22 protein-coding genes are annotated in these 24859 nt (G+C 56.0%); 10 read left to right on the top strand and 12 right to left on the bottom strand.

The annotated features are described in order from the left end of the window. The first annotated feature begins 86 nt into the window (after nucleotides 1–86). Nucleotides 87–1910 carry a DUF3604 domain-containing protein gene (locus tag FHR99_RS00110; protein WP_246386421.1) on the top strand — a complete coding sequence of 608 codons (1824 nt, stop codon included), beginning with the start codon at nucleotides 87–89 and terminating at the stop codon, nucleotides 1908–1910. On the opposite strand, the gene FHR99_RS00115 is transcribed toward FHR99_RS00110, so the two are convergent. From FHR99_RS00115 to FHR99_RS00135, 5 genes are all read right to left on the bottom strand, one after another. After that, nucleotides 1907–2593, bottom strand: a complete 687-nt coding sequence (locus tag FHR99_RS00115) for a PaaI family thioesterase (protein ID WP_183408514.1) — start codon at nucleotides 2591–2593, stop codon at nucleotides 1907–1909. The genes FHR99_RS00110 and FHR99_RS00115 overlap by 4 nt on opposite strands. Before the next feature lie 37 nt (nucleotides 2594–2630). Beyond that, nucleotides 2631–3089 (bottom strand): VOC family protein, encoded by a 459-nt coding sequence (locus FHR99_RS00120; RefSeq protein ID WP_183408515.1) that lies wholly within the window; start codon nucleotides 3087–3089, stop codon nucleotides 2631–2633. A 63-nt stretch (nucleotides 3090–3152) separates the two neighbouring features. Then, nucleotides 3153–3851: a class I SAM-dependent methyltransferase gene (locus FHR99_RS00125; protein WP_183408516.1), complete on the bottom strand. Its 699-nt coding sequence runs from the start codon at nucleotides 3849–3851 to the stop codon at nucleotides 3153–3155. Then, complete coding sequence (locus FHR99_RS00130; RefSeq protein ID WP_183408517.1) at nucleotides 3852–4790, bottom strand: alpha/beta fold hydrolase; 939 nt, start codon at nucleotides 4788–4790, stop codon at nucleotides 3852–3854. Nucleotides 4791–4885: 95 nt separating this feature from the next. Beyond that, a complete protein-coding gene (locus tag FHR99_RS00135; protein ID WP_183408518.1) occupies nucleotides 4886–5197 on the bottom strand; it encodes a DUF2789 domain-containing protein in 312 nt (103 codons plus the stop codon). A 141-nt stretch (nucleotides 5198–5338) separates the two neighbouring features. Between FHR99_RS00135 and FHR99_RS00140 the strand changes: the two genes are divergently transcribed. Next, a complete protein-coding gene (locus tag FHR99_RS00140) occupies nucleotides 5339–6499 on the top strand; it encodes an iron-containing alcohol dehydrogenase (RefSeq protein WP_183408519.1) in 1161 nt (386 codons plus the stop codon). Nucleotides 6500–6525: 26 nt separating this feature from the next. Here FHR99_RS00140 and FHR99_RS00145 read toward each other — a convergent pair whose 3' ends face one another. The 4 genes from FHR99_RS00145 to FHR99_RS00160 all read right to left on the bottom strand — a co-directional run bounded on the left by FHR99_RS00145 (nucleotide 6526) and on the right by FHR99_RS00160 (nucleotide 11332). Then, a complete protein-coding gene (locus FHR99_RS00145) occupies nucleotides 6526–7032 on the bottom strand; it encodes a porin family protein (RefSeq protein ID WP_183408520.1) in 507 nt (168 codons plus the stop codon). A 194-nt stretch (nucleotides 7033–7226) separates the two neighbouring features. After that, on the bottom strand, nucleotides 7227–9839 hold the full coding sequence (locus tag FHR99_RS00150) for a TonB-dependent receptor (protein WP_183408521.1): 2613 nt from the start codon (nucleotides 9837–9839) through the stop codon (nucleotides 7227–7229). Between the two features lie 153 nt (nucleotides 9840–9992). After that, nucleotides 9993–10475 carry a bactofilin family protein gene (locus FHR99_RS00155; protein WP_183408522.1) on the bottom strand — a complete coding sequence of 161 codons (483 nt, stop codon included), beginning with the start codon at nucleotides 10473–10475 and terminating at the stop codon, nucleotides 9993–9995. Next, nucleotides 10379–11332 carry a M23 family metallopeptidase gene (locus FHR99_RS00160; protein WP_183408523.1) on the bottom strand — a complete coding sequence of 318 codons (954 nt, stop codon included), beginning with the start codon at nucleotides 11330–11332 and terminating at the stop codon, nucleotides 10379–10381. The genes FHR99_RS00155 and FHR99_RS00160 overlap by 97 nt, the downstream gene beginning before the upstream one ends. A gap of 102 nt (nucleotides 11333–11434) precedes the next feature. Here FHR99_RS00160 and FHR99_RS00165 point away from each other — a divergent pair, with 102 nt between their 5' ends. Together FHR99_RS00165 and FHR99_RS00170 are read left to right on the top strand one after the other, a co-directional pair. Then, the gene (locus FHR99_RS00165) at nucleotides 11435–11644 is read left to right on the top strand and encodes a hypothetical protein (RefSeq protein WP_183408524.1); all 210 of its coding nucleotides are present in this window, start codon (nucleotides 11435–11437) and stop codon (nucleotides 11642–11644) included. Continuing rightward, nucleotides 11631–12422, top strand: coding sequence for a sterol desaturase family protein (locus FHR99_RS00170; RefSeq protein WP_183408525.1), 792 nt, complete (start codon nucleotides 11631–11633; stop codon nucleotides 12420–12422). The genes FHR99_RS00165 and FHR99_RS00170 overlap by 14 nt, the downstream gene beginning before the upstream one ends. On the opposite strand, the gene FHR99_RS00175 is transcribed toward FHR99_RS00170, so the two are convergent. Continuing rightward, nucleotides 12397–12861: an acyl-CoA thioesterase gene (locus FHR99_RS00175; RefSeq protein WP_183408526.1), complete on the bottom strand. Its 465-nt coding sequence runs from the start codon at nucleotides 12859–12861 to the stop codon at nucleotides 12397–12399. The genes FHR99_RS00170 and FHR99_RS00175 overlap by 26 nt on opposite strands. Further along, nucleotides 12858–13499, bottom strand: a complete 642-nt coding sequence (locus FHR99_RS00180) for a MarC family protein (RefSeq protein WP_183408527.1) — start codon at nucleotides 13497–13499, stop codon at nucleotides 12858–12860. The genes FHR99_RS00175 and FHR99_RS00180 overlap by 4 nt, the downstream gene beginning before the upstream one ends. Before the next feature lie 298 nt (nucleotides 13500–13797). Between FHR99_RS00180 and FHR99_RS00185 the strand changes: the two genes are divergently transcribed. The 3 genes from FHR99_RS00185 to nadA all read left to right on the top strand — a co-directional run bounded on the left by FHR99_RS00185 (nucleotide 13798) and on the right by nadA (nucleotide 18486). Continuing rightward, nucleotides 13798–15747 carry a DUF1800 domain-containing protein gene (locus tag FHR99_RS00185; RefSeq protein ID WP_183408528.1) on the top strand — a complete coding sequence of 650 codons (1950 nt, stop codon included), beginning with the start codon at nucleotides 13798–13800 and terminating at the stop codon, nucleotides 15745–15747. Nucleotides 15748–15749: 2 nt separating this feature from the next. Further along, nucleotides 15750–17345: a DUF1501 domain-containing protein gene (locus FHR99_RS00190; protein ID WP_183408529.1), complete on the top strand. Its 1596-nt coding sequence runs from the start codon at nucleotides 15750–15752 to the stop codon at nucleotides 17343–17345. Between the two features lie 94 nt (nucleotides 17346–17439). Further along, nucleotides 17440–18486: a quinolinate synthase NadA gene (nadA, locus tag FHR99_RS00195; RefSeq protein WP_183408530.1), complete on the top strand. Its 1047-nt coding sequence runs from the start codon at nucleotides 17440–17442 to the stop codon at nucleotides 18484–18486. A gap of 306 nt (nucleotides 18487–18792) precedes the next feature. On the opposite strand, the gene FHR99_RS00200 is transcribed toward nadA, so the two are convergent. Beyond that, nucleotides 18793–20271, bottom strand: coding sequence for a M48 family metalloprotease (locus tag FHR99_RS00200; RefSeq protein ID WP_183408531.1), 1479 nt, complete (start codon nucleotides 20269–20271; stop codon nucleotides 18793–18795). A gap of 196 nt (nucleotides 20272–20467) precedes the next feature. Here FHR99_RS00200 and FHR99_RS00205 point away from each other — a divergent pair, with 196 nt between their 5' ends. From FHR99_RS00205 to FHR99_RS00215, 3 genes are read left to right on the top strand one after another with little or no spacing between them, the layout of a single operon-like run. Next, complete coding sequence (locus FHR99_RS00205) at nucleotides 20468–20701, top strand: sulfurtransferase TusA family protein (RefSeq protein ID WP_183408532.1); 234 nt, start codon at nucleotides 20468–20470, stop codon at nucleotides 20699–20701. 14 nt (nucleotides 20702–20715) lie between these two features. Then, entirely contained in the window at nucleotides 20716–21792 is a 1077-nt protein-coding gene (locus tag FHR99_RS00210; protein WP_183408533.1) for an AI-2E family transporter, read from the top strand. Beyond that, entirely contained in the window at nucleotides 21789–24638 is a 2850-nt protein-coding gene (locus FHR99_RS00215; RefSeq protein WP_183408534.1) for an insulinase family protein, read from the top strand. Before FHR99_RS00210 ends, FHR99_RS00215 begins: the two co-directional genes overlap by 4 nt. Nucleotides 24639–24859 lie beyond the last annotated feature (221 nt).

The raw sequence follows: 24859 nt of genomic DNA on the forward strand, positions 1-24859 counted from the left end.
TCGGGTGTGTGAAGAGAATAAATCAATCGTTTTAATTGGTGGCTGCGGATTCCATGTCTAGTCGATTGCTTGTTCCTGCTCTGTGTATGGCTTTTGGTTTAGCCGCCTGCGGTCGAATGGATGATCCGAGCCTTCATCCCGCGTTTGATGCGGCAACGGCCCATCCCGTGCCCGACAAGCCTTTGGTGCCCGCCAACCCCGAGCGCAACGTCTTCTGGGGCGATCTGCACATCCACACCAGCCTGTCGACCGATGCCTTTATGATGGGCGTGCGCAGTCTTCCGGACGACGCCTACCGGTTTACCAAAGGAGGCGAGATTGAACACGGTGCGGGGTACGGTATTCGAATCAGCCGACCGCTGGATTTTGCTGCGGTAACCGATCACGGGGAATACCTAGGCGTGGTGCGTCACCGCGATCCTGATTTGCCTCTGTCGGCGCGCGGCCTGCGCACCCGCTTGCTGAACGATAGCCGCGTTCGCAACACACTGGCCTTTATCCGCACCAACATGGGGTTCAGCCTGCAAGATATCGCAGGAGAAGGCACCGAGGTGATTTCTCGCGCCGCCTGGCAGCAGATTATTGATGCGGCAGAGCGTCACTACCAGCCGGGCGTTTTTACCACCTTTATCGGCTACGAGTGGAGCTCGATGCCGGACGGTTTCAATTTGCACCGCAACGTGATTTATCGCGGACGGCAAGTGCCAGAGCTGCCGTTCAGTTCTGTGGATTCGGAAGACCCCCGTGATCTGTGGACAGCCCTCGAAAGTCAGCGAGCGAAGGGGATGGCGGTGATGGCCATTCCTCATAACGGCAACGTCAGTAACGGGCTGATGTACGACGAGGTGGCTTTTGACGGCAGCGCGTTGAATGCTGACTACGCCGAACGGCGAATGCGCAACGAGCCGGTCAGCGAAATTTTTCAGGTTAAAGGTTCATCAGAAACGCATCCCCAATTGTCGCCCGATGATCCGTTTGCCGGTTTCGAACTCTATACCCGCGTGTTGCGCGAAGAGCCGACGTTCTCGGAGCCTAAAGGAAGCTATATCCGCGATGCCTTGCGTCGGGGGATGGAGTTCTCCCACGCGGAGGGTTTCAACCCCTATCGTTTTGGGGTGATTGGCAGTAGCGACAGCCACAACGCCAGCTCCTCTGTCGAAGAGGACAGTTACCACGGCAAACTGCCGATTATGGATGGCAGCGCCGCTCAGCGTTTAGGTAAAGCCTACCTTCTGCCGGAAGAACTGATTGGTCCGTACTGGAGTGCCGCCGGGCTGGCGGCCGTGTGGGCAGAGGAAAATACCCGCGAATCCATTTTTGACGCAATGGTGCGCAAGGAGACCTACGCGACCTCCGGGCCGCGTATCACCCTGAGATTCTTTGGCGGCTGGGACTATGAGCAGGATCTGCCGCAGCGCAGCGACCGCATTGCCTTGGCAGAAAAAACCGGTGTGCCAATGGGCGGGGATCTGAAACTGCCGGCAGGTAAAACGCCGCGATTTGCGGTCTGGGCGGCCAAAGATCCGCAAAGCGGTAACCTCGATCGTTTGCAGATCATTAAAGGCTGGGTGGATGAAAGTGGGCGCTCACACGAGCATATTTTTGATGTTGCCTTGTCGGATGAAGCGCGCCGCGCCAGCGATGGCTCGATAGCGCCTGTGGGCAATACCGTAGACGTGGCTGACGCCAGCTATCGCAATACGATCGGCGCCACGCAACTGGCGGCGGTGTGGGAAGACCCAACCTTTAATCCTGAGCAGGAAGCGTTTTACTACACGCGCGTGATTGAGATTCCAACACCGCGCTGGTCGACCTACGATGCCAAAGCACTTGGTGTAAGCGCACCGGAACCTGTCAGCATTCAGGAGCGGGCGGTGTCGTCAGCGATCTGGTATCAGCCCGAAGGTTAACCTTCGGGCTGTTCCTTCATGACGGCGTCGCGCAGTTCGGTGACGGGTTGAGTCGGGCGAATAAAGATGCCTTCGCATTCGGCGGTTACGACACCGTTGGCCTCAAGTTTCCCTTTGACGAAGGTCTTGCGGCCCTCGGAGCGCTCAATCCACGCTGACAATTCCAGTGGTACGTTCAGCGGGGTTGGACGGCGGTACTTGATGCTCAGGGTACCGGTCATACCCGGATGGCCGCCCATAAACTGGGCCATGCCGAGAAACTCATCAAACAAGGCGGCGACAAAGCCTCCGTGCACGCACCCGGGAGGTCCTTCGTAGCGCCAGCCCATGTTGACGCGAGCATAGGCCGTATCACCCTCGGCCCACATTTCCAGTGGTGGCGCGATTGGGTTGCTGTGACCACAGAGGGGGCCGACTTCCTGAAAGACTTCGCCAAAGGTGCCTTCGCCCGCTTCGGTGTAGCCATTGCGACCGTAAATCCGAGGCGACTGCTCCAGCTGGGCGGTAGCTTCTCTCAGCCATTGGCTCATATCCGCCATCTGTTTGGGGGTGGCGGCGGAGGTCATCAGTGCTTCGGTATAATCGCGCACAGCTTGGGCCAGTTCGCGCTTGGCTTCCCACAGGGGTGTAGCCGGAGTGCGCTCATCCAGCGGTAAAAAGGGATTGTGCAGGTCTTCTAGCATTTGGCGTCCAGACGGCTTGTCGGACCCTGTCGGTGCCTCAGCCATAGTGCCACTTCCGGGCGGGCTCGGCGCCATCTTCATAGCCGATGTGCTGAACATCGAACCAGATTGGCAGCAGGTGTCTGACGTAAAAGGAGTGCACAATGGTACCGCCTTCTACCATGTCGTCGTATTCCTTAATCTGAATCTCGCTATTCACCGCCTGCATGGCCTTGGCTTTTTCCAAGAGTGCGTCAACTTCCTCGCGGGTATCAAACAGCAGACCGAGGTGATCGTAACCGGGCGACTGCATGGGCTTGGGGCTTTCGGCGAGCAAAATAAACTGACTGACATCACTGTCCAGCATCAGCAGCAGGGCGTTCTGATCCATGATCTCCAGATCCAGCGTATTCCAGCCGAACAGATCGCGGTAGAAATCGGTGATTTGCTGTTTGAATTCGGCGGTCAGCGTGCCTTCGGGGAAGGTCAGCTCCATATGGTTCAAGCGCATGGCCATGATAATTCCTCAGTGGATGTTGTTATCTCCAAGGATTCTTGCACAGGGCGTGGCGACGATAAATTACCCTTGGATTAACCTGCCCACCAGAATCAAGGAAGCGGGCGAATCAGCATCCGGAGCGCTGGGTTCCTGCATTTGCTCCAGTTGAAAACCATTGTCCGTAAATAAGGTTTGCCACGTTGGCAAAGTGCGAAAATACCAGGGGGCAGGCTGGCGGAAACTGTCTGGAAAACCGTGCCAGGAGCCCTCGCGCCAGCCGTCAACATAGGGCAGCTCGCCGCAGGCGGCGACTGGGTGCAGGGTTTGAACCACCAGATAGCCATGGAGCTTGAGAAAGTGGCGGGCATTGGCAAACACGGATTCAGTGGATTCCTTGCCGATCAGCGAGAAATTACACACGGCGCAGTCCACAGGCTGCAGCCCGATGTCGACTAATTGATCCGCTGTCAGAGCGCTATAGTCCAGCGCGCGATAGGTGCCGCCCTGTCGTTGGGCCATATCAATCAATTCGGCGGTGGCATCAATCCCGGCGCACTCGATGCCCCGTCCGGTCAGTGCGCGGCACAGCCAGCCTTCACCGCAACCGATATCGAGTAGCGTCGCTGGCTTGAGTTCAGTGATGGTGTGGACGATGGCGGCGTTGGTAATGCGCTCGCGACTGGCGATACGGCGCTCTCGGATGGCTTCTTCCCATGGCGCTGCATTGACTTGCCACGAGCTGAGAATGTCTTGTTCTTGCTGGCAGTCGCTGTGTGCCATTCACCGGATTCCGCGTAGAAAGTCCGTGATGGCCTGGTGGGTTTCACGCGGCTGATCCACGTTTACCCAGTGCTCGGCGCTGTCGATAGCCACAACTTCGGCCTGTGGAATCAATTTCTCCACGACGCGGCGATGATAATAGGGGAAGCTGCTGTCCTGTCGTCCCCAGATAAACTGCACCGGAATTTCCGTTTTGCCTAAGCGGCGCCAGCCCTCGGTGTAGTCGAGTACGGGAGAGTAGCGCAGGGTTGAAAGTGCCGCGCGTTTGACGCCCGGGTAGCTGTCGTAAACTTTCCAGTAAGCCTTGGCCCAAGGATTATCTTCCAGATTCAGCAGGTAGCTGTTGAGTTTGGAGAGCAGCAGCGGTTTGCCTGCGTAATAAAAAATATATTCGCCGAGAAAAGGTTTTTTTGCGAGTTCTTGAGCGGCATTTTTTTCATCCGGGAAGCCGGCGGGCCCGGTCAGTGACAGGCTTTTTACCTGTTCCGGATGATGCAGGGCGTAGTCAGTGGCAATCACACAGCCGAAGGAAGCGCCGACCAGATGCATGGGGCCATCGATATTTAAAGTGCTGCGCAGAGCGACTAGCTGCTCGCGGAACAAGTCGAGGGTATGGGGCTTCAAGGGCCGGTCGGATAAACCGCGACCAAACAGATCATAAGCGACGACCCGGTAGCCTTCGCGAACCAATGCGTCCACATTCGGTTCCCAGGTTTCGAGATAGCCGTTAAAGCTGTGGATCAGCACCACGACTGGCTTGCGGGCCTTTTTCCAGTCGCCCCAGGTCTGGTAACGCGTGGTGCCGCTGTCGGAAGCAACTAACGACACGCCCCGTTCCTGACGGTATTCCACCAGAGGCTGATGATTTTCAAAACGCGGTGCCAGCAGTGGCAACACCAGCAACACTGCAAGAATCAGAAAAGCGATAACCAGACGCAAGACCACACCTCCCTAGTCAAGCTCGGGAGTATACCGGTAAAGCAGCCGGGCTGTTTAGGGGCGGCTGTGGATTCTGCGCTTTGCCGCCCGCTTTGTCAGTAACCCAGCATCTCCGGCAGGTAGGCTCGGCAGTTCTCGCTGAGCCAGGGTTTGCCGGGCTGAGCTTTCAGCGGCGAGTTGTGCAGGCGGGCATCGAGCTCGTCCACAACTTCGGCCCAGTCTGCATCCTCGCTGATGGCCTCACGCAGAAAATCGGCCTGAGAGGACGACCAGAAATTGGCATCCTGCAGGCAGACGCCGTTGGGGATGGGTTGGTGGGAAAGAATGAATCTTTCGATTTCTTTATCACCGTCAGGCAGTCCGAGTTGCCTGAAAAGTGAGTTGATACTGTGAACACCGGGTTCCATCAAGCAGTTCCTCGTTCTCAGTGGTAGCATGCTCCATGCTAGCAAAAAGCCGCTGCGTTATTCGGATCGAAGTGGTCTATCGCAGGGCCTGCTTATAATGACCGGTTACAAGTTAAGCCGGCGGATGTTCTGGAGAAGACAATGGATTCAACGCTGCTGTTACCGCGAATTCTGCGAGTGAGTGCAGGCGCGCGCAAAGAGGTGGGCGATGTGCTGAAAAGCCTTGGCCTGAGTCGGCCCTTCCTGGTGATCGATGAGTTTCTGAAGCAGCAAGGGCATGCCGAGGCGCTGGCGTCGTCGTTGGCAGAGCAGGGCATGACGCTGCGTGAATTTTCGGGGGTGGTACCGGACCCGACTACCGAATCCATCGACGCCGGGTTAGCTGCACTGAATGAAGGTGATCACGATGCCATTATTGCCTTGGGCGGCGGCAGCGCCATTGATACGGCCAAATTTATCGCGGTGATGGCCGCCCGCACGGGCAAATTGCGCGATTATAAAGTGCCGGCCACCCTCGACGATGGCCTGCCGGTTATCGCGATACCTTCTACGGCCGGCACGGGGTCTGAAGCTACGCGCGCGGCGGTTGCCACAGACTCTGAAACACAGGAAAAAATGCTGTGCATGGGCTTGGGGCTGATGCCGGTCGCCGCGCTCGTCGACTATGAATTGTCGATGACCATGCCTTACCGGCTGACCGCCGATGCGGGGCTCGACAGTCTCTGTCACGCACTTGAAGCCTATGTCAGTCGCAAAGCCAATCCCTTTACCGACCCGATTGCCCTGAGCTGCATGCGCACCATTGTCGAGAACCTGCCGCTGGCCTGTGCAGAACCCGGCAATAAAGTCGCGCGCGAAGCGATGATGCTGGCGGCGACTCAGGGTGGGATCGCTTTTTCCAATGCCTCTGTCACCTTAATCCATGGCATGAGTCGCCCCATCGGCGCTCACTTTCATGTACCCCATGGCTTGAGTAATGCCATGTTGTTGCCGGAAGTTACCGCCTGGTCGGTGTCCGGTGCGCCTGCCCGCTATGCGGACTGCGCGCGGGCGATGGCCTATGCGGAAACCTCCGATAGCGATCAGGTGGCGATTGAAAAGCTGGTTGCTGGCTTGCGTCAGCTCTGTGCAGAGTTAAAGGTGCCGTCGCCGGGGGAATTTGGGATTGACGAGAATCGTTGGAAGGAACTGATGCCCTTAATGGCGGAGCAGGCATTGGCATCGGGTTCACCAGCTAACAATCCGCGTATTCCAGAAAAAGAAGAGATTATTGCGCTGTATGAGAAAGTCTGGGTGGCCTGATGGCCGACCCAGACTATAGCCGTCGATTAGAAGCGCATGCTGGCGCCGAGGTTGATGCCGCTGATTTCAACGTCATCGTCGTCATACAGCGATACATACTCGCCGAACAGGTCGATACCGTTATTCAAACGAGCACTAATGCCAAGGCCGTAGCTAATGTCATCGTCGTCTTCGTTGCCGAAGTTGGTATCGATTTCGGTTTCTGCAAGACCCAGCAGGCCGTACAGAGTAATTACATCAGAGACTGGCAGCATGGGTTTGGCGTAAATGGCCATAAAGTTGTCAATTTCAACTTCCACACCGTTTTCGGTATCGTCATCGACACCAAAACCCAGACGACCTTCCAGTGCAAAGTTCGGGTTGAACTTACCGCCAAAAGCGAGGTTCAGGGTTGGGGTATCGAAGTCGACACTACCCACTTCGGTTTCTACCAGGCCGTATGATGCACTGCCGTAGAGTTCGGGCTGGCTTTGCTGGGCACTGGCACCCGCAGCGATCAGACCGGCGGCGGCAAAACAGATCATTTTCTTCATGAGCATCCTCCACACATGATGTTGACTAGTTGCGGAGCATGGTGCCTCAGGATGGTGCAAATAACAGCGGGATTCTTTGTGAATTTGACTGGGAAATGGCCGGGAACTGATTGAATTTTAGAGGTTTATCACACTTTTTAGGCGCCGGGACGCGCGCATAACGGTCCCGGCATGACTGGAGCTTTGTGTCGGCGTCAGAAGGTTTTTCTGACTTCAACACCGTAAAAGCGCGGGTCACCCAGCGCCTGAGAAAAGGTGCCGATAGAGTCGCCGGTAGCGACTGCGCCAATTTCGTAGCGTTCGTCGGTCAGGTTTTTAACATAGGCGGCGATGCTCAAGTCGTCATCGTTGTTGGACCAGGTCAGGCGTGCATCCATCAGCGCGTAGGCTTCCGAGTAAACACCTTCCGGGTTGGTATGGCGTACGTCCCAGGAGCCGTTGTCAAAGCCCAGATAGATTTCGCTTTTGTAGCTGAAATCGACGCGTGGCGTAAACAGGCCCATCGCAGTCAAAAAAGTATGCTGAATGCCGAGCGCGGCGGTTTGCTCCGGTGAAACAGGGAACTGTTCATCGCTGCGATCGACGATGACATTCTGACCGCTGACAGCCAGCGCTTTAAGGTCCTGATCGAGGAATTCCTTAAACTTGTAGTTATTGTTGCTGTAGCTGAGCGTCACCATGGTTTGTGCGGAAGGCAGCCACATGAGCTCCATCTCGCCCCCTTCGATCATGGATTTACCCGCGTTCTGCGAGGTCACCACCAGCGTGTTGGCGGAGTCGGTCTGCACGGTGATCAGCTGCATGTCTTTAAAGATCATGGAATACAGGGCGACATTGAAGCGCACCGAGCGCTCGAAGGCGTCGATCTTGAAGCCGATTTCGCGGTTTTCAAGTTGTTCCGGCTCTACCACGACCAAACCGTCCTGACCGCTTGGCTCCAGAAAACCCGATTTGAAGCCATTGCTCCAGGTGGCGTAGAGCAGCAGGGAATCCAGACCGGTATCGTCCAGCCATTCTTGAGGTACAAACCAGGAGGTCGATGCCATGGGGGTGAATTGTCGGAAGGTGGCATCCTTGCGATCTGTTACCGGTGCGCCCAGCGGCGCGGCAATATCGCCATTGCCGCCAACTGCTGACATCACAATATCGTTGGCCAGTCTAATGGGATCTTCCAGCCAGCTGCCCGCAAAAGAGTGGATTGCAAGGGTCGGGTCAATCGTGGTGAAGCGGGGGTTGGCGCCGAGAATGGCACTGACGGCGGCGTTGTCGGCGGAGCGTGTCACCAGTTTTGATGAGCGTTTTTCTTCCGTGTAGCGCCCGCCAATAGTCACTTCCAGATTTTCGGTGACATGCCACGTTGCCTGGCTGAAGATTGCGCTGGTGGTGCCGTCAATGGCGAAGTCCTGCACGGTCTCCAGCGGCAGCAGGGCTGCTACCAGCGGCGTTGGTGTCGCGAGAATGGCGGGAACTGCGCCGGGGGAGCGCCCCGCGGCCAATTGCGCCAGGTTAATCGCTTCCGCACCAATCAGCGGGCCGCCGGTGGTAAATCTTTCAGATTTGAACTCATCCTGCCAAAACAGCCCGGCGGTATAGTCGACGCGGCTGTCGAACACACTGCCATTGAGCTGGAATTCGATAGTGAGCGATTCTTGGTCGCCTTCGCCGAGTATCAAAGCCTTCTGGTAAATTTCTGGGCCACCGTCGTCGCTGTTGGTCTGTGGCCCGGTTTTGACCGCGTCGCGCCAACCGAGGATGGCTTTCAGCTCATGAGTGTCACTGATCGCCCAGTCAAAGGTGGTGCCAAACATCAGCGTGTCGAGCTTTTTGGTGTGACGCTGGCTCGGCCCCATATTGGTGGTCAGGTCGGGCAGGGCGTCCCGATCATTGGCCCGGCAATTGTCTTTGTAGGCGCGAGGATTGGATGGGTCGGTATCGCCTGCCCAGAGAATGCCCAGCCCGTCGACAAACAGCGCCTCTTCATTGACCAGTTTGCAGTGGTAGGACGGGTAGCGTTCGTCGATTTTTCCCAGGAAAGTAAAGGTATCCATCGTCAGCGAGTCGCTGGCCAGCCAGCGGGTCTGAAATATCGCTGACAGACGGTCGACGGACTGATTGTTGGAGGTCGATAAATCTTCCAGAAAGCCGTCCCGGCGGTAACTATTGATCGCGACGCGCGTGAAAAACTCGTCATTGACCGGAAAGTCGTAGGCAGCCCGCAAACGCTGGCTGTTGTAATTGCCCAGTGCGGCTTCAACGTAGCCGCGCTGGTAGTCAGACGGTTTGGTCAGGGTAAAGACCAGGGCGCCGCCGGTATTGTTTTTGCCGAACAAGGTACCCTGAGGCCCTCGCAGTACCTGAACACTGTCGATATCAATGGTATCGAGCAGCTGGCCGTCCGCGCGGGGAATAAAGATGCCATCCAGATAGACGCTCACTGAAGGGTCCTGGCGAATCAGGCCGGCACGCTGACCAATCCCGCGAATGAATATCTGAGTGCTAGTGCTGTCGTTGATCTGCAAACTGGGTACGGATTTCGCCAGCTCGGTGGTATTGACGATGCCTTGGGCACGCAAGTCGTCGCCGCTCATGGCGGTGACCGCGACTGGGGTTTCCTGAATACTCTCGGCGCGTTTTCGGGCCGTTACTACAACTTCCTCCAGTGTGCCGGTGAAAGTGCGTTTGCTGGCAGTCTGGGATTGAGTCGCGTTATTCGCTGGTGCGTTCGAGTCCTGTGCACTGCTCAGCGAAGCGGCACTCAGCAGCAGCGCCAGCGGCAGAGCGACGCGCGTCAGGTGGGAGTATGTCATCGATGTTTGCCCCGTGGTCAGGACCAAGCCTGATCAAATGTTATTGGTATCCTGAAAGCGGGTAGTCGATAACATTCTAGGGGGAGTGGGGAGGGGGCAAATCATCCATTCAGGTGAGAGCCCCCGTGGGGTCAATAAGACACTAGCGCTTGGTCAGACGCTAACGCTGGGAGTGATACGCTCGCTGTGCTCGTCGTCGTTGCCATTCAGCGCGCTTTCCTGCTCCGTGCCGGTTTCTTCGGCTTGGTCAGTGTAGGTTAGCTGGCGGGGTTCAGACTGGCTGGCCTGTTTGATCTGGCTCACACCACTGAACTGGCCACCGGGCTCAATTACCAGCTCGGTGACATTGATCTCGCCAGTGACGCGACCGGTGCTGACAATCTCAAGGCGTTCGGCATCGATGGTGCCGTTGACCCGACCGCTGATCATGACTTTCTTGGCTTCAATCTCGCCGTCAAATTCGCCATGGCAGCCAATGGAAACATTCAGGCTGGAGCGCAGTGTGCCCTGCATGCAGCCGTCAAGATGAAAGTCGTCGTTTAGTTGGAGATCGCCGACAACTTTGGTTCCGCCTGCAACAACAGTCGTTCCGGGCTGATCACCGCCTTCCTTACCGACTCGGCCAAGGAATCCCATTTTATATTCTCCTCACGTTCGAACAGCACATCATAGTTCTCGAATGACCAATCCGTAAATGGTTTGGGATCCAGCCTGCGATGAAGATAACGAATTTCGTAGTGCAGGTGAGGAGCGCTGCTCATCCCGGTATTGCCAGTGTGACCAATCAGGTCGCCGCGCTGCACATAGTCACCCACGTTCACCAGTATCTTGTCGAGGTGGCCGAAGGTGGAGCTGAACCCATAGTTGTGGTTGAGCTTGATCATATTGCCAAGGCCACTGCTTTTGTGGGGCGCGGCCCACTCAACCACACCGTTAGCGGTGGCGTATACCGGTGTCCCGACCCGGGCGCTCATATCCAGACCGCCATGCATGGCCTTGCGATTGAGCACCGGATGAACCCGCATGCCGTAGCCGCTGGTAAGACGGGTGTTCTTCAGGGGCAGGCCGCTGGGGATGGATTCCAGCATCAGGCGTTTCTGCTGGGCAGTGAGGGTGGCGGTGTCGAGGCGGTCAGAAATCGTGTTAGACGCCTGAGGTTTGAGGCCGATCAGGATCTCCAGATCACCCAGTTCATCGCTCATGCGGGTCAGGGCGTCGGCTTTTTCTTCAACCGCATGGAGCAGGCTTTTCTGCTTGCGCAGCAACTGCATGTTCTGTTCCTTGATATGTGACTGGTAGTCTTCAAGGGTTTTCAGATCCGAGTTGAGCGCAGCAACCTTGCTGGAGAGCATGTAGATGGCAAAGGCGCCAACCACAAACCCTAATGTGACCACGGTACCAACTGCGCCCAGCATACGGCGCATCAGCTGGCTTAAGTTGAAGTGACGGGCACCTCGGTAATCGGTAATCGTGACGGTGTATCTGTCTCGCATTTCTTGGACTCTATCGTTTGGCACTTTGACGCCCTGAAAAACGGGCATCTGGGTGTGCGCGGCAGATTTCTATTGGTACTTTTACCTATTTGGGCCGCTATTGTGAAGCAGCTCACGGCAATGCGCAATCCTGTGTTCGGGCCGCTTATTATCATTCTGGCTCTGTTAGGCTGCGCAAATTTTAACCAGAAAGCGCACTTTGGCAAGCTTTTTGACCCGGAAGCGAGCAATTTAGGAGCAGATCCGCTTATATACCAAACATTTCTGGAGGTGATGACTTTGTTTCATGGAGCGGCAGATGAGCGCGGATAGCTGGCGACTACTCACCTTTGGTGGCGTGCTGGCACTGATGTTCGCTTGGGAATGGTTGCGCCCCCACCGCAGTGGGCGAAGCACTTCCCGTCGCTGGGTTAATTTAACGCTGATGCTGATCGATACCGCCTTACTGCGTCTTACCCTGCCGGTACTCGCTGTGGGAGTCGCGTGGCAGGCGCAAGCCCAGAATACGGGCTTTTTCAATCGTGTGGAGCTGCCGGGATGGCTGGAGTTTGGCGCGGCGCTGGTGATATTGGATCTGCTGATCTACTGGCAACATCGCCTGTTTCACCGCTGGCCGTGGCTGTGGCGCCTGCATGCCATGCACCACAGTGATACGGCGATTGATGTGACCACGGGAGTGCGCTTTCACCCGCTGGAGATTTTGTTGTCGATGCTGATCAAGATGGCTGCGGTGTGGGTGATCGGTGCCAGCCCACTGGCAGTGGTGGTCTTTGAAATCGCCCTCAATGCAGCCTCGCTATTTAATCATGGCAATGTCGTCTTGCCGCGTCGCTGGGAACCGTATTTGCGCCGTCTAATGGTGACGCCTGAAATGCATCGGATACATCACTCACCGGAGCCGGATGAGCACCATCGCAATTTCGGTTTTACCGTGTCGTGGTGGGATCGCTGCTTCGGCAGTTATTGTGCTCGTGCGCGGCTCGGAGACGAGCAGGTTGAAGCAGGGCTTGATGCATTCCGCGAAACTTCCCGGCAGAGCCTGTGGTCATTGTTAACCCAGCCTTTCAGCCGAGGTCCCTTTCCTCGCTAGCCGTGATCACTGCGCCACCGTAAATATCCCTGAACACCGCTGGCATCCGCTTTGCCTTGCCGTTTGACAGGCTGATGCAGACCAGTTGCCAGCGCCCGCGCAGCAGGGTGTTACCGGTGGTTTTGTGGCGTAGCTGAAAGCTGCGCTCCAGCTGCAGGCGATTGTCACAGTGTGTCAGCCAGGTGCCCAGTTCCAGTTCGTCGCCGAGATAGGCTGCGCTGATGTAGTCGTAGTCTGCATGGCGGATAGCCATGGCTGCATTGAGTTCGCGGTAGTGTTCAATCCCGAGCCCCAGTGCTTTGGAATGCTCCCAGCCCGCTCGTTGACACCATTCAACGTAGACGGTGTTGTTGAGGTGTTGCAGCACGTCGATATGCTCAGAGGCAACCGTGAAATCGAGTACAAAGGGTTGGGGGTAGTCCCAGCGTGAGTTGTTCATCCGCCGCCCAGAGAAAACAGCTGTGCCTGACCGATACCGTCAAACAGGAATTGCACCGCCAGCGCGGTTAGCAAAATGCCAAAGACCCGCGTAATAACCTGAATGCCGGTGACGCCGAGAAAGCGGTTGATTTCGCCGGCCATCAGCATCGAGATCAGGGTCAGTAGCACGATAACCGCCAGTGATCCGATCACAATCGCTTGATGCATCAAGTTGCCCTGAGCTTCTGCCATCAGCAGCAGGGTGGCGCCGATCGCACCGGGCCCGGCAATCAATGGCGTAGCGAGGGGGAATACGGCGATATCGTGCTTTTCAATTGCCTCGTTGTCTTCATCCACAGTGGTGGTGGTTGCGCCAGAGGGGCGGGCAAAGACCATATCGATACCAATTAACAACAGCAGAATGCCGCCGGCAGCGCGCAGGGCCGCCAGCGAGATCCCCAGACTGTCTAGAATAAACCGGCCGACCAGGGCAAAAACAATCAGAATGATCAGGGCGATTGCGGAGGATTTATAGGCAATACGCCGCCGTTCCTTGCGCGAGAGTGCAACGGTAAAGGCCGCAAACATGGTCGCCACGTCAATCGGGCCAACCGTTGCGAAAAAGGTGGTCAGCGCCACCGCAGCGTATTCAGTCATGGCGGCAACCTTACTGGCAAAGCGAGAAAGCGTCCAGCTCGATAACGCTGGTTTCGTCCAAGATAGCTAAGTGACAAAGCGTGAGACGGATCACGGCTGGCGCAGTGTGTGAAGACCAAGCTGCAGATTTGGGGTAGGGTTTAAAAAATGCCTCAGCGCTCGTAGCGAGGTGTGGCTAAAAACAAAAACACAACAAAAACGATTAGTAACGCGGGGCAAAGGCTTGCCGCGCAACTTCGGGAAAAAACACGTGAAATTACCGCCTGTTTGCGTGCACCGAGCGATACGGTGTACGGCCATGGTTCTGTCTGTGGCTTTGCTCTCTGCCTGTAATAGCGATTCCAGCAGCACTCCGCCGCCGCTGGTGAGTGAAACCAGCCCCGCACCGCCCCCGGAACTGTTTGAGGCCTTTCGCCTGGCGCGACAGGCGAGTTTCGGCCCCAGCACCGCGCTGGTTTCAGATATTCGTCGGCAGGGAATAGAGGCCTGGGTCGACGCACAACTTAACGCGCCTTCCGCCTATGACGATCCGAGCGATGACCGCCTTTCGCACCTGCAGAGAATGATTGAGCTTGCCGTTGCATTGGAGCCGGATGCGGACTGGTATCCGGACAATCTGGCGGCCGCTGCCGGCGAGCCAGTGTTCAGCGGCGCCGCATCGCGTTATAGCCTTCACTACCAGAACAGTGCCTGGTTCGAGAATGCTTTGCAGGCACCGGACCAACTTCGTCAGCGAGTGGCTTACGCGCTCAGCCAGATTCTGGTGGTGTCTCACTCGGAGGCGCCGCTGGATGATCGTGCGGAAGCGTTGGCGCACTACTTCGATATTCTGGCCAGCCATGCCTTCGGTAATTTCCGCGAACTGATCGGCGATGTGGCACGCAGCCCGGCAATGGGGATTTATCTGTCCCATCAAGGCAACCGCAAAGCGGACGGTGGGCTGACCAAGCCCGATGAAAACTTTGCCCGCGAATTGATGCAACTGTTCACCATCGGCCTATACCAGCTCAATCTGGATAGCACGCCAAAAACAGATGCGAACGGTCAGCTGGTTCCGACCTACACTCAGGACGATATTGAAGAGCTGTCGAAGGTCATGACCGGTTGGGACCTGCAGTTTAACGGTGACAATTACGGCCGTATTCGACATGACGAAGGCAGCTTGATTCACCCTATGGAATTTAACGCCGACCAGCACGAATCCGAAGAAAAGCGCGTGTTGGGGCAGGTGATTGCACAAGGGCTGGCGGAAGGTGCGGATCTGGATGCCGCGCTCGATATATTATTCCAGCACGCCAATACCGCGCCTTTTATATCCCGTCAGCTGATTCAGCGACTGGTCTCTTCCAATCCCTCTCCTGCCTATGTAGAGCGAGTTGCCAGCGTTTTTGAAAATAATGGCTTTGGTGAACGCGGTGATTTGAAAGCTGTCGTCCGCGCCATCCTGCTGGACCCGGAAGCGCGAGATGAAAATCAGGCCCGGCAGCCGCAGCGTGGCAAAGTCGCCGAACCTCTGTTGGCTTATACGGGGTTGCTGCGCGCCTTTTCCGCGCGGCCACTCGACGGTTGGTACAACAATAAAGTCGAAGGCAGCACGCCGGCAGTAAATGGCGCCTATTACTTCCGTTCGGATTTTGCCTGGGATCTGGGGCAGGCCGCACTGCGTTCGCCGTCAGTGTTCAATTTCTACAGCCCGGATTTTGTGCCGCAGGATGCTTTTTATCACGACGGGGCCGATGGGCGAGCACTGGTGTTGCCCGAATTGCAATTGCGTACCCCGGCCAATATTGCGGGTATGCAGGCCCTGTTGCAGACGGATAACAATAGCTTGCTGGAGGTGAATCGGCTGATCGCAAAGTCCGGCAGCATCGAGCAGTTTGTGGCGGATACCGACAGTTGGATGAATCGGGATCAAATTGTGCTGGTGGACTATAGCCCCATGCTGGAAACCTTCGATGTGGCTCTGGATGGGGTCAAGGATGGCGTTTACGAGGGGCTCGACAGCAGCGATCAGGATGCCAGTCGTCGCACCGCTCGTCAGCGCGCCATTAGTGCAACCTTGGCAACACTGGAGCTGCTGTTGCTCGGCAACCAGGTTATTCCCGACACCGAACGCGCGGCGCTGATTGACTACTTCGATACCGACTCCCGTTTTCGCTGGGGCAGCGAGAGTGAGCGTGTTCATAAAATCGTGAATTACATGGTGCAGTACATCGCGCTATCTCCTGACTACCTGGCGAGGAACTGAGCATGACCGAGATGAATCGTCGAAACTTTTTACAGACTCTGCTCGGTGGTAGCGCGCTGGCCGCGACTGGCGGTGTCGGCACGCTATATTCCGGGCTGGCCCGGGCAGCGGCTCCCGCCTTTGACGACTATAAGGCGCTGGTGATTGTGTACCTCTACGGGGGTAACGACGCCTTTAATATGACGGTGCCACGTGGCACGGGCACCAGCAGTCACGATACCTATGCGGCCAGCCGCGGTTCAGTCGCGATAAGTGATGTCATCCGGAATCCTGGCCGGGATCTAAAAAACTCGGGCAATCCCTATGACGCCCCCGGCCTGATGACCGATGCCCAGAAATACCTCAACGGTCTTTATCAGTTTGATGGCGTTGGCTTTAATGCGCTGATGCCCGAGCTGGCTCAGCTTTATGCGGATAAGCGCGCAGCGGTGGTGGCCAATGTCGGAAGCCTGATTCAGCCTGTGGTTAAAGAAGAGCTGCACTCGACTCCGCTTCCGCCGTTTCTCTATGCCCATAATCATCAAACAAGGGCGATGGAAACGGGCTGGGCTGATAATCTCAGCGCCAATGGTTGGGCGGGGCGTTTGGCTGATCTGTGGGAGGTCCACCAGCTGTCGGGTGTGAACGGTGGTTCGCCACTGGGTCTGAATGTATCGTTCAGTGGCAATAGCCGGCTACAAACGGGCAGTTTCAGCAGTGCTGCTGTAATGTCGCCTAATGCGCAGCGGCTTTTTACGGGCAATTTCAACGTCGATGTTTTTCGTTCTTTGAACGAAGGCGTTGATGGCGATCATCCCATTCGCCGTGTTTTGCACGCGGCCAATCGCAAGACGGCGGATCTGTCGGATATTATCTCCGAGCAGTTCGCGGAAACCGCAGCTGCATTCGATGACTTGAATAATTCCTATGGTCAAAAGCTGTTTTCGAACCCCGATGACGAAGATGCGACGGGGGAGGATTCCTTAAATCTACAGGGTCGCCTGTCGGGGCAAGCGTTGCGGGGGCTGAAAGCCGTTGCTCGCATGATCAAGTTGTCGACGGAGTCGCTTGGTCTCAACCGGCAAATCTTTTATGTAGGGATAGGCGGATTCGATAATCACTCCGCACTGACCTCGAAACACCCCCTGTTGTTACGCGAATTGAGTCTCGCTCTGAGCGATTTCACTACGGCAATGGACCATCTCGGGCTGGCCGATCAGGTGATGGTCGGTACACTGTCCGATTTCGGGCGAACCTTGGGTAATAACGGTGATGGCACTGATCACGCCTGGGCGGGCAACAATATCCTGCTGGGCGGTGGTATGGACGGGGGGCGCGTGCTGGGTGACTGGCCCGATCTCACTTTGAGCGGCGAGAGCGATACCGCCCAGCGCAATGGCCGTGGGCGCTTGATTCCGACCACCTCGGTTGATCAATATCTGGCCACTCTGTGCAGCTGGTTTGGGGTTGAGGATGACAATATGTCGGACCTTTTCCCGAATTTGCAGAATTTTGCCACGGGTTCGGATGTTCGGAGTGCGTATCTTGCCCTGCAGTCTAGCGAAGAAGAGCCTTCTGAGCCGGGCCTGCCCTTGCCGTCATTGCCGGGTCTGGGCTGAGCTGACGCCAGCCCGGCGTCTGCCCGCGAGGCTGCCAGCCAAGAAACTTTCCTGATAAACTAGCGCGCTAGGTTGTAACAACGGGTTGGGTTGTATGGAGCAGCAGGTAACTCCTCAACAGCAGTGGGTGCGCGATCATCTGGATAGTCTCGATGCTGAGACGACCGAGTCGAGTGCCAATCGCGACGAACAGATTGAGCGTATCAAGGCACTATTACAGGCGCGTGACGCTGTTCTGGTGGCGCATTACTACACCGATCCGGAAATTCAGGCCTTGGCCGAAGAGACCGGTGGCTGCGTGTCTGACTCGCTGGAGATGGCCCGCTTCGGACGTGATCATCCTGCGTCCACGCTGGTCGTCGCTGGCGTCAAGTTCATGGGAGAGACAGCCAAGATCCTGTCGCCGGACAAGCGCGTGCTGATGCCTACCCTTGAAGCGACCTGTTCACTCGATATCGGCTGTCCCGCCGATGAATTTTCCGCTTTCTGTGATCACCACCCGGACCGTACGGTGGTGGTGTATGCGAATACCTCTGCGGCCGTTAAAGCCCGTGCTGACTGGGTTGTGACGTCGAGTATTGCCCTGAAAGTGGTGGACTACCTCGATTCCCAAGGCCAGAAAATTCTCTGGGCCCCGGACAAGCATCTTGGCAGCTATGTGCAGAAGGAAACCGGTGCCGATGTGCTGTTGTGGGATGGCGCCTGTATCGTTCACGACGAGTTCAAGGCCAAGGGGTTGATGGATCTGAAGGCCGTCTACCCAGACGCCGCGGTGTTGGTTCACCCGGAATCTCCGGCCTCGGTAGTAGAGCTGGCGGATGTGGTGGGCTCAACGACCCAGATCATCAACGCGGCCCGCGAACTGCCCAACGAGCGCTTTATCGTGGCGACGGATCAGGGCATTTTCTACAAGTTGCAGCAGCTGGTGCCGGACAAGGAATTTCTGGTTGCGCCGACTGCGGGTAATGGGGCGACTTGTCGCAGCTGCGCCAACTGCCCGTGGATGGCCATGAATGCGCTGGATAATCTGGCCGAGGCTTTGGATAAAGGCTTGAATGAAGTCTTTGTTGAGCCGGCGCTGATTGAAAAAGCGCTGGTGCCGCTGGACCGCATGCTGGATTTTGCCAGTAAGAATCTTTGATTCGCCGCCTTGGTTTATATCCCCGGCGTCATTGCGTAGCCACAGCACTTCGTGGGGCGCGATAAGCATAGCGAAGCAATATCAATCCTTTGGCAGAGTGCTTAGGGAGATTGCTTCGCTACACTCGCAATGACGGCGGCTATAAGGCGGATGTTGATAAAACCCTCAGTCATCACGAGGAGCACAGCGACGCGGTGATCTCGACCTGTCGCTGACATGTTGATGAAGATTAATTGCCATGCCCGCGAAGTGTTGTGTGCAAGCAATTACAGTGGCTGTTGGCGGTAGAACTCACCACCGTCGCTCTCAAAACTTCTTCAGTGTTTCCCGTAGTTCCTGTAAATCCTTTAAGCGCTTGCGCACTCGGTGGCGGGCGACATTGTTGTTTTCGGTGAGTGGCCAAGCGTAGTGCAGTTGCTTCTCGGCGCTATCCAGATAACCCCGCAGAATAAAATACTCGGCCCGCGCCATATGCACCCCGAGAATATTGCCGGACAGGCCGTGTACTTCAGCCAATTGATACCACAGTGCCGGGTCTTCCGGGCGTCGCTTGCTGTGGTCGCTTAACAATTCTTCAGCTTGGTGGGGGCGACCCATACGCTGCAGCACGTCGGCCAGTGTCATGGTCAGGGCGTTATTGCCTGGGTTCAGATCCAGATGTTTGCGCAGCAGATTTGCGGATTCTGAAAATGCTTTTTTCCCCGCCAGAATATTGGCTTGAGCCACCACATAGGTGATGCGGTTAGGGTCTTCCTCGATTAGCGGTTTCAGCGTGCGATCGGCTTCATCCCACGAGTCATTGGCCATCAGCGCAATGACGACACCATAGGTATTGGCTTCGCTGGGTGATTTTTCCAGATTGTGCTGCCATTGGGTCAGCAGCTCGCGCTTGTTTCCGGCCAGAGACAGCTCGGCGCGCTTTTTCATCAGTTGGAAATTAAGGCTGTCAGTGTACACCTCGCGGGGGTACTGGCGGGCGCGGTTTTCACTGTCGCTGATCCGTGAGTCGGTCAGAGGGTGAGTCAGCAGAAATTCCGGTGGCTTGTTGCTGTTAAAGCGCAGGCGCCGATTCATAATTTCGAACATGCTGGGTATGCCACCCGGATCCATGCCAGCTTTGGCCAGGGTTGTCATACCGATGCGGTCGGCTTCCTGTTCGTGTTCACGGCTGAATCGCAATTGCGATTGCATGGCGGCGGCCTGTCCCGTTGCAATTGCAGCCATACCTGCATCGCTGCCGGTTGTTGCTGCAAGCACGATACCCGCCAGTAGACCTGCCATCATCGACAGGTTGCCGGCTTTCTGTTTGTCGAGGGATCGAGCGAAGTGGCGTTGGCTCAGGTGAGCCAGTTCGTGACTGAGTACACCCGCCAACTGAGATTCGTTCTCCGCATAGGTCAGTAGGCCGTTGTTTATACCGACCACGCCGCCGGGTACGGCAAAGGCGTTGAGCTCAGGGCTGTCGACAATCACCAGCTCCAGTCGTTTGTCGCTGAGCTGGCTGTGCCGCGCGAGCTGATAGGTCAGGTTTTCGATGTAATCCTGCATCAGCGGATCAGAAACCGTTGTTACCTGGCTGCGAAAGGCCTTGAGCCAGACTCGTCCCAGTTCATGTTCTTGCTCCAGACTGAATTGACTGGAGCTGCCGTCGCCAAGTTCGGGCAGGTTATAGGCATCGCTGCTGGCACCGTTGCTCGCTGCATACGCTGTCTGCGCATAGCTCGACGGGGTAGAGAGCGCCAGCGACGACAGGGATATGAGGATAAGAAGAAGTGCTTTAACCACGAGATTCTTGCTACTCAGCAGATGATAGGGAACTTTATCGCCTTGTCAGTACCGAAAACAAGGCTGAACTGTTCAGACCTTCGGAATCGTAAAAAGTGCCAAACTGAGTGCGGCGCCACGCCGGGCGCGCTGGGCGCGCTTGGGTTGTGTCGGTATACTTCTCGCTGTTGTTGGTGTGAGTCGTAGAGAGTATCAGATGAACAAGCCTTGTGATGTCAGTGTGGATGCGCGCGGATTGGATTGCCCGCTGCCACTGTTAAAAGCCAAACAGGCACTGAATCGCATGGCCAGCGGCGAGCGCCTTGAAGTGCTGGCAACCGATGCCGGTTCTGTACGCGACTTCACGGTATTCTCAGAGCAGAGTGGACACGCACTGCTGCTGTCAGAAGAGCAGGACGGCGAGTACCGTTATATTCTTGAAAAATCCTGATCAGGACAAAAGGCATGCTGCGCATCATACGCAATTGGGTTGACCGGCTGTTCGCCGAAGAAGAAACCGTTGTACTTTTGCTGCTGATAATCGCGGCGCTGGTGCTGATCATTACCCTCGGACATGTTCTGGCGCCGGTTATTGCCTCACTGGTTTTTGCTTTCATGATGCAGGGTGTCATCGCCCAGATGACGCGCTGGCGCGTGCCGCGTTGGGTGGCGATCACCGTCGCCTATCTGCTGTTCATGAGTCTGTTCTTCGGTTTTATCTTCGGCCTGATGCCGCTGGTCTGGAATCAGCTCACCAGCTTGGTTCAGGAGTTGCCGTTGCTGCTCCGCGAACTGCAGAAAGCGTTGATGCAATTACCGGAGCGCTCTGATCTGGTTTCTGAAGCTCAAGTCAGGGAGCTGATTGGTGTGGCAGGGGTGGAAGTCGGCAAGCTCGGCCAGCAGGTGGTGTCGTTTTCTATCGGTCAGATTCCAAACCTCGTCGGTGTGCTGATTTATCTGGTGCTGGTGCCGATTCTGGTTTTCTTCTTTCTCAAAGACAAAGACCTCATTCTTGGCTGGCTCAAACATTTCCTGCCGCATCGTCGCCCGCTAATGGCGAAAATCTGGCTTGAGATGAACGATCAGGTCGCGAATTACGTACGCGGCAAGGGTATTGAGATCGTTATTGTTGGCGTGGCGACCTATATCAGCTTTATCTGGCTGGACCTGAACTATGCGGCTCTGCTGGCCTTGCTGGTGGGCTTGTCGGTGGTCATTCCCTATATTGGCGCCGCCGTGGTCACCATACCGGTCGTGATAGTCGGCTACCTGCAGTGGGGCGTGGGCTCGGAGTTTTATACCCTGTTGCTGGTTTACGGCATTATTCAGGGGCTGGATGGCAATGTGCTTGTGCCCTTGCTGTTCTCTGAAGTCGTCAATATGCACCCAGTCGCCATCATTCTGTCGGTACTGGTGTTCGGTGGTGTGTGGGGGCTGTGGGGCGTGTTCTTTGCCATTCCGCTGGCGACGCTTGTAAAAGCCATTCTCAATGCCTGGCCAACACCGAATAGCTCATCAATTATGGGAGACGTTAGTCGATGATGAAATCGCCACTGCGCTGGTCACTGTTGTGTTTACTGGTCGTACTGACCGCCTGCGGTGCAAAACCTGACAACAATATCGTTCTGCCGCAAACCGATAGTCGCGATGTGCGCTATCTGCGGCTCGATAATGATCTGCAGGTCGTGCTGATTTCTGATCCGTCCATCGATAAAGCTGCCGCCGCGCTGGATATCAATGTCGGCAGTCGACATGATCCGCGAGACCGGCAAGGACTAGCGCATTTTCTTGAGCACATGCTCTTCCTGGGGACTGAAAAATACCCGGATGCGGGGGAGTATCAATCCTTTATTTCGTCCCACGGCGGCTCTCACAACGCCTATACCTCCTTCGAGCACACCAACTACTTTTTTGATATTGGGGCCGCCCATCTCGACGAAGCCTTGGATCGCTTTGCCCAGTTTTTCTCCGCACCCCTGTTTAACGCGGAGTTTGTTGGTCGTGAAGTCAACGCGGTGAATTCTGAATATCAGGCGCGAATTCAAAATGACTATCGCAGGGCGCTGGATGTCTTCAAGGAGCTCGCCAATTCGGACCACCCCTTTACGAAATTTACGGTAGGCAATCTGTCGACGCTGTTGGGTGGGCGCGGTGAGGAGGCCTTGCGGCAGGATCTGCTGGATTTCTATGAGGACCACTATTCAGCCAACCGCATGGGCTTGGTCGTGATCGGTCGTGAAAATCTGGATGAGTTGCAGGCGATGGTAGTCGACCGCTTTTCGGAAATAGAAAACCGCAAGCTGAGCGATTCAGAGATCAAAGTGCCATTGGTTGAGGAAACACCGCTGCGCTTTGAACTGAAACCGCGCCGTGAAATGCGAGAGCTGTCGGTGAGTTTTGAATTGCCGGATGTTCGCGCGCAATACCACAAAAAACCTTTGAACTATCTCGGTCATCTGCTGGGACACGAAGGCGAGGGTAGTCTGCTGTATGTTTTAAAGAAAAATGGCTGGGCTGAAGGGCTGCGCGCCGGTGCCGGATTCCAATACCACGGTGGTAGCGTGTTCAATATCAGTATTGAACTGACGCCTGCCGGTATGGCGGCGGTGGATACCGTGACCGATATGGTTTTTGAGGCGATCGCGCTGATTCAAAGCGAAGGCGTGGCACAGTGGCGCTTTCAGGAGCTGACCGACATTGCGCGCCTGCAGTTTGATTTTCGCACGCGACCCAGTGAAATCCACGAGGTCAGCCAGCTTGCAAATAATCTTCATTACTTTTCGCCTTCCGATCTGATTCGCGGCGACTATGCAATGACGGATTTTGATCCGGACCTGATTCAGGATCTGGTCAATGCAATGACTCCCGATAAAGCCATTATTGCGATAACTCGGCCGGAGCTTGAAGGTGAAAAAACGTCGGAGCTCTACAATGTTTCCTATAAGGTAACCCCGCCCACCGCCGCAGAGCTGGAGCGTTGGAAGGTTCGCGCCGGCGTTGCCGGTTTGGCGCTGCCCAAGCCCAATCCTTTTATCGCCAGTGATTTGTCGATCAAGAGTGGTGAAGGCAGTGAGGTGCCCCGCCAGGTGGTGAGCACCGGCCGGATCGGTGTCTGGCATATGCTCGACAAGCGATTTTCTCTGCCAAAAGGCAATTTGAATGTATTGATCCGCTCACCGAGCGCCAGCAGCGATGCGACTCGGCAGGCCGCAGCCGAGCTTTGGGTGCGCATGGTGCGTGATGAATTGAATGCGTTTGCCTATTCCGCTCAACTGGCTGGTCTGGATTACAGCCTGCAGGCTCGCTGGGATGGAATCGGTCTGGAGTTACGTGGGTTTAACGACAAGCAGGGCATGTTGCTCGACAGTCTCGCCAGCCGGCTTGCTAACCCTGAGTGGGATGAGGTGCGCTTCCTGCGAGTGAAGATGGATTACATTCGCGATCTGGAAAACCAGCGCCATGCAGACCCTTATCGCTACCTTTCCAGTGCGCTATCCCAGCAGCTACAGCGCTTCCGTTTTACTACCGAGCAGCGTTTGCAGGCGGTGCAGTCACTGGGTATGAAGGAAGTGAAAGCCTACAGCCGCGAAGTCATGTCGGCCACGCAGCTCTATCTGATGGCACATGGTAATTACAGCGAAAGTGATGCCCGTCAATTTGCCCGTGTCGCTGCCGACTTCCTGCTGGGCGACAGAGTGCCAGACGCCCAGCCTGAACAGGTGCGCCGGATTCCAGAAGGTAACTTTGGTGAAAGTTATTCGCTTGAGCACAATGACTCGGCGCTGCTCTGGTATCTGCAGGCGCCAAACCCCGGGCACCGTGCCCGCATTGTTATGGGTATTGCCGGGCAGATGATCGGGCCGGCTTTCTTCAATGAACTGCGTACCCGCGATCAACTGGGTTACGTGGTTTATGGTGGCGCCTACCCCGTGCGCGAGGTACCTGCGCTCTATTTTGTGGTGCAGTCTCCGGTGACCGATACCGCCGATTTGCAGAAACGCTTCCGTGCTTTCCTTGATAACTGGCAAGAGAGCGGGATTGACGAGCAGACCTACGAGCGCAACCGTAAGGCGCTGCGGGTGAAGCTGCTGGAGCAGCCGCGCAATCTGTGGGAGGCGGGTGATCAATTCTGGCGAGATCTGATGGATGGTTACACCAGCTTTAACAGTCGTGAGCAGCTGGTGGATGTGCTTGATCAGATGGGCTTTGATACCTGGAAGCGCGAATTGCTGGCCATTCTTGAGGAAGACTCTCGTCGCTCCTTGTGGTTGCAGGCCGGTGGCGCGCGCGGAGAGAAAAATCTGGGCGTTCAGAAACTGGATGGGCCCGGGCAAGTGGGGCGCAAGCGGCAGTTCTTTTTATACGAGCACCCGCCGCTGAAACACTGATTTGTAGTATTGCTACAAAGCTTGTAGTTGGGTGTTCTTGGTAAGCGCTTGTAAAATCAGATGTTAGCGGTGACTACTCTGGGTGGCCGTTATTGCACTTGCATGTTTCTGAATTCACTGTAAAATTTTTACATGTATCACGGGCCTGACCGGCCCGTTTTTGTATATGAACAAAACGTTTTCGGTCATCACGAATTCGAACACAAACAAAACGCGTGTAT

Source organism: Litorivivens lipolytica (assembly GCF_014191715.1).
GTDB lineage: Bacteria > Pseudomonadota > Gammaproteobacteria > Pseudomonadales > Spongiibacteraceae > Litorivivens > Litorivivens lipolytica.

What these genes read in the sequence shown, in the direction of transcription:
- FHR99_RS00110 (WP_246386421.1), top strand. Translation starts at nt 87, where the DNA reads ATGGCTTTTGGTTTAGCCGCCTGCGGTCGAATGGATGATCCGAGCCTT.
- FHR99_RS00115 (WP_183408514.1), bottom strand. Translation starts at nt 2,593, where the DNA reads ATGCTAGAAGACCTGCACAATCCCTTTTTACCGCTGGATGAGCGCACT.
- FHR99_RS00120 (WP_183408515.1), bottom strand. Translation starts at nt 3,089, where the DNA reads ATGGCCATGCGCTTGAACCATATGGAGCTGACCTTCCCCGAAGGCACG.
- FHR99_RS00125 (WP_183408516.1), bottom strand. Translation starts at nt 3,851, where the DNA reads ATGGCACACAGCGACTGCCAGCAAGAACAAGACATTCTCAGCTCGTGG.
- FHR99_RS00135 (WP_183408518.1), bottom strand. Translation starts at nt 5,197, where the DNA reads ATGGAACCCGGTGTTCACAGTATCAACTCACTTTTCAGGCAACTCGGA.
- FHR99_RS00140 (WP_183408519.1), top strand. Translation starts at nt 5,339, where the DNA reads ATGGATTCAACGCTGCTGTTACCGCGAATTCTGCGAGTGAGTGCAGGC.
- FHR99_RS00145 (WP_183408520.1), bottom strand. Translation starts at nt 7,032, where the DNA reads ATGAAGAAAATGATCTGTTTTGCCGCCGCCGGTCTGATCGCTGCGGGT.
- FHR99_RS00150 (WP_183408521.1), bottom strand. Translation starts at nt 9,839, where the DNA reads ATGACATACTCCCACCTGACGCGCGTCGCTCTGCCGCTGGCGCTGCTG.
- FHR99_RS00155 (WP_183408522.1), bottom strand. Translation starts at nt 10,475, where the DNA reads ATGGGATTCCTTGGCCGAGTCGGTAAGGAAGGCGGTGATCAGCCCGGA.
- FHR99_RS00160 (WP_183408523.1), bottom strand. Translation starts at nt 11,332, where the DNA reads ATGCGAGACAGATACACCGTCACGATTACCGATTACCGAGGTGCCCGT.
- FHR99_RS00170 (WP_183408525.1), top strand. Translation starts at nt 11,631, where the DNA reads ATGAGCGCGGATAGCTGGCGACTACTCACCTTTGGTGGCGTGCTGGCA.
- FHR99_RS00175 (WP_183408526.1), bottom strand. Translation starts at nt 12,861, where the DNA reads ATGAACAACTCACGCTGGGACTACCCCCAACCCTTTGTACTCGATTTC.
- FHR99_RS00180 (WP_183408527.1), bottom strand. Translation starts at nt 13,499, where the DNA reads ATGACTGAATACGCTGCGGTGGCGCTGACCACCTTTTTCGCAACGGTT.
- FHR99_RS00185 (WP_183408528.1), top strand. Translation starts at nt 13,798, where the DNA reads ATGGTTCTGTCTGTGGCTTTGCTCTCTGCCTGTAATAGCGATTCCAGC.
- FHR99_RS00190 (WP_183408529.1), top strand. Translation starts at nt 15,750, where the DNA reads ATGACCGAGATGAATCGTCGAAACTTTTTACAGACTCTGCTCGGTGGT.
- nadA (WP_183408530.1), top strand. Translation starts at nt 17,440, where the DNA reads ATGGAGCAGCAGGTAACTCCTCAACAGCAGTGGGTGCGCGATCATCTG.
- FHR99_RS00205 (WP_183408532.1), top strand. Translation starts at nt 20,468, where the DNA reads ATGAACAAGCCTTGTGATGTCAGTGTGGATGCGCGCGGATTGGATTGC.
- FHR99_RS00210 (WP_183408533.1), top strand. Translation starts at nt 20,716, where the DNA reads ATGCTGCGCATCATACGCAATTGGGTTGACCGGCTGTTCGCCGAAGAA.
- FHR99_RS00215 (WP_183408534.1), top strand. Translation starts at nt 21,789, where the DNA reads ATGATGAAATCGCCACTGCGCTGGTCACTGTTGTGTTTACTGGTCGTA.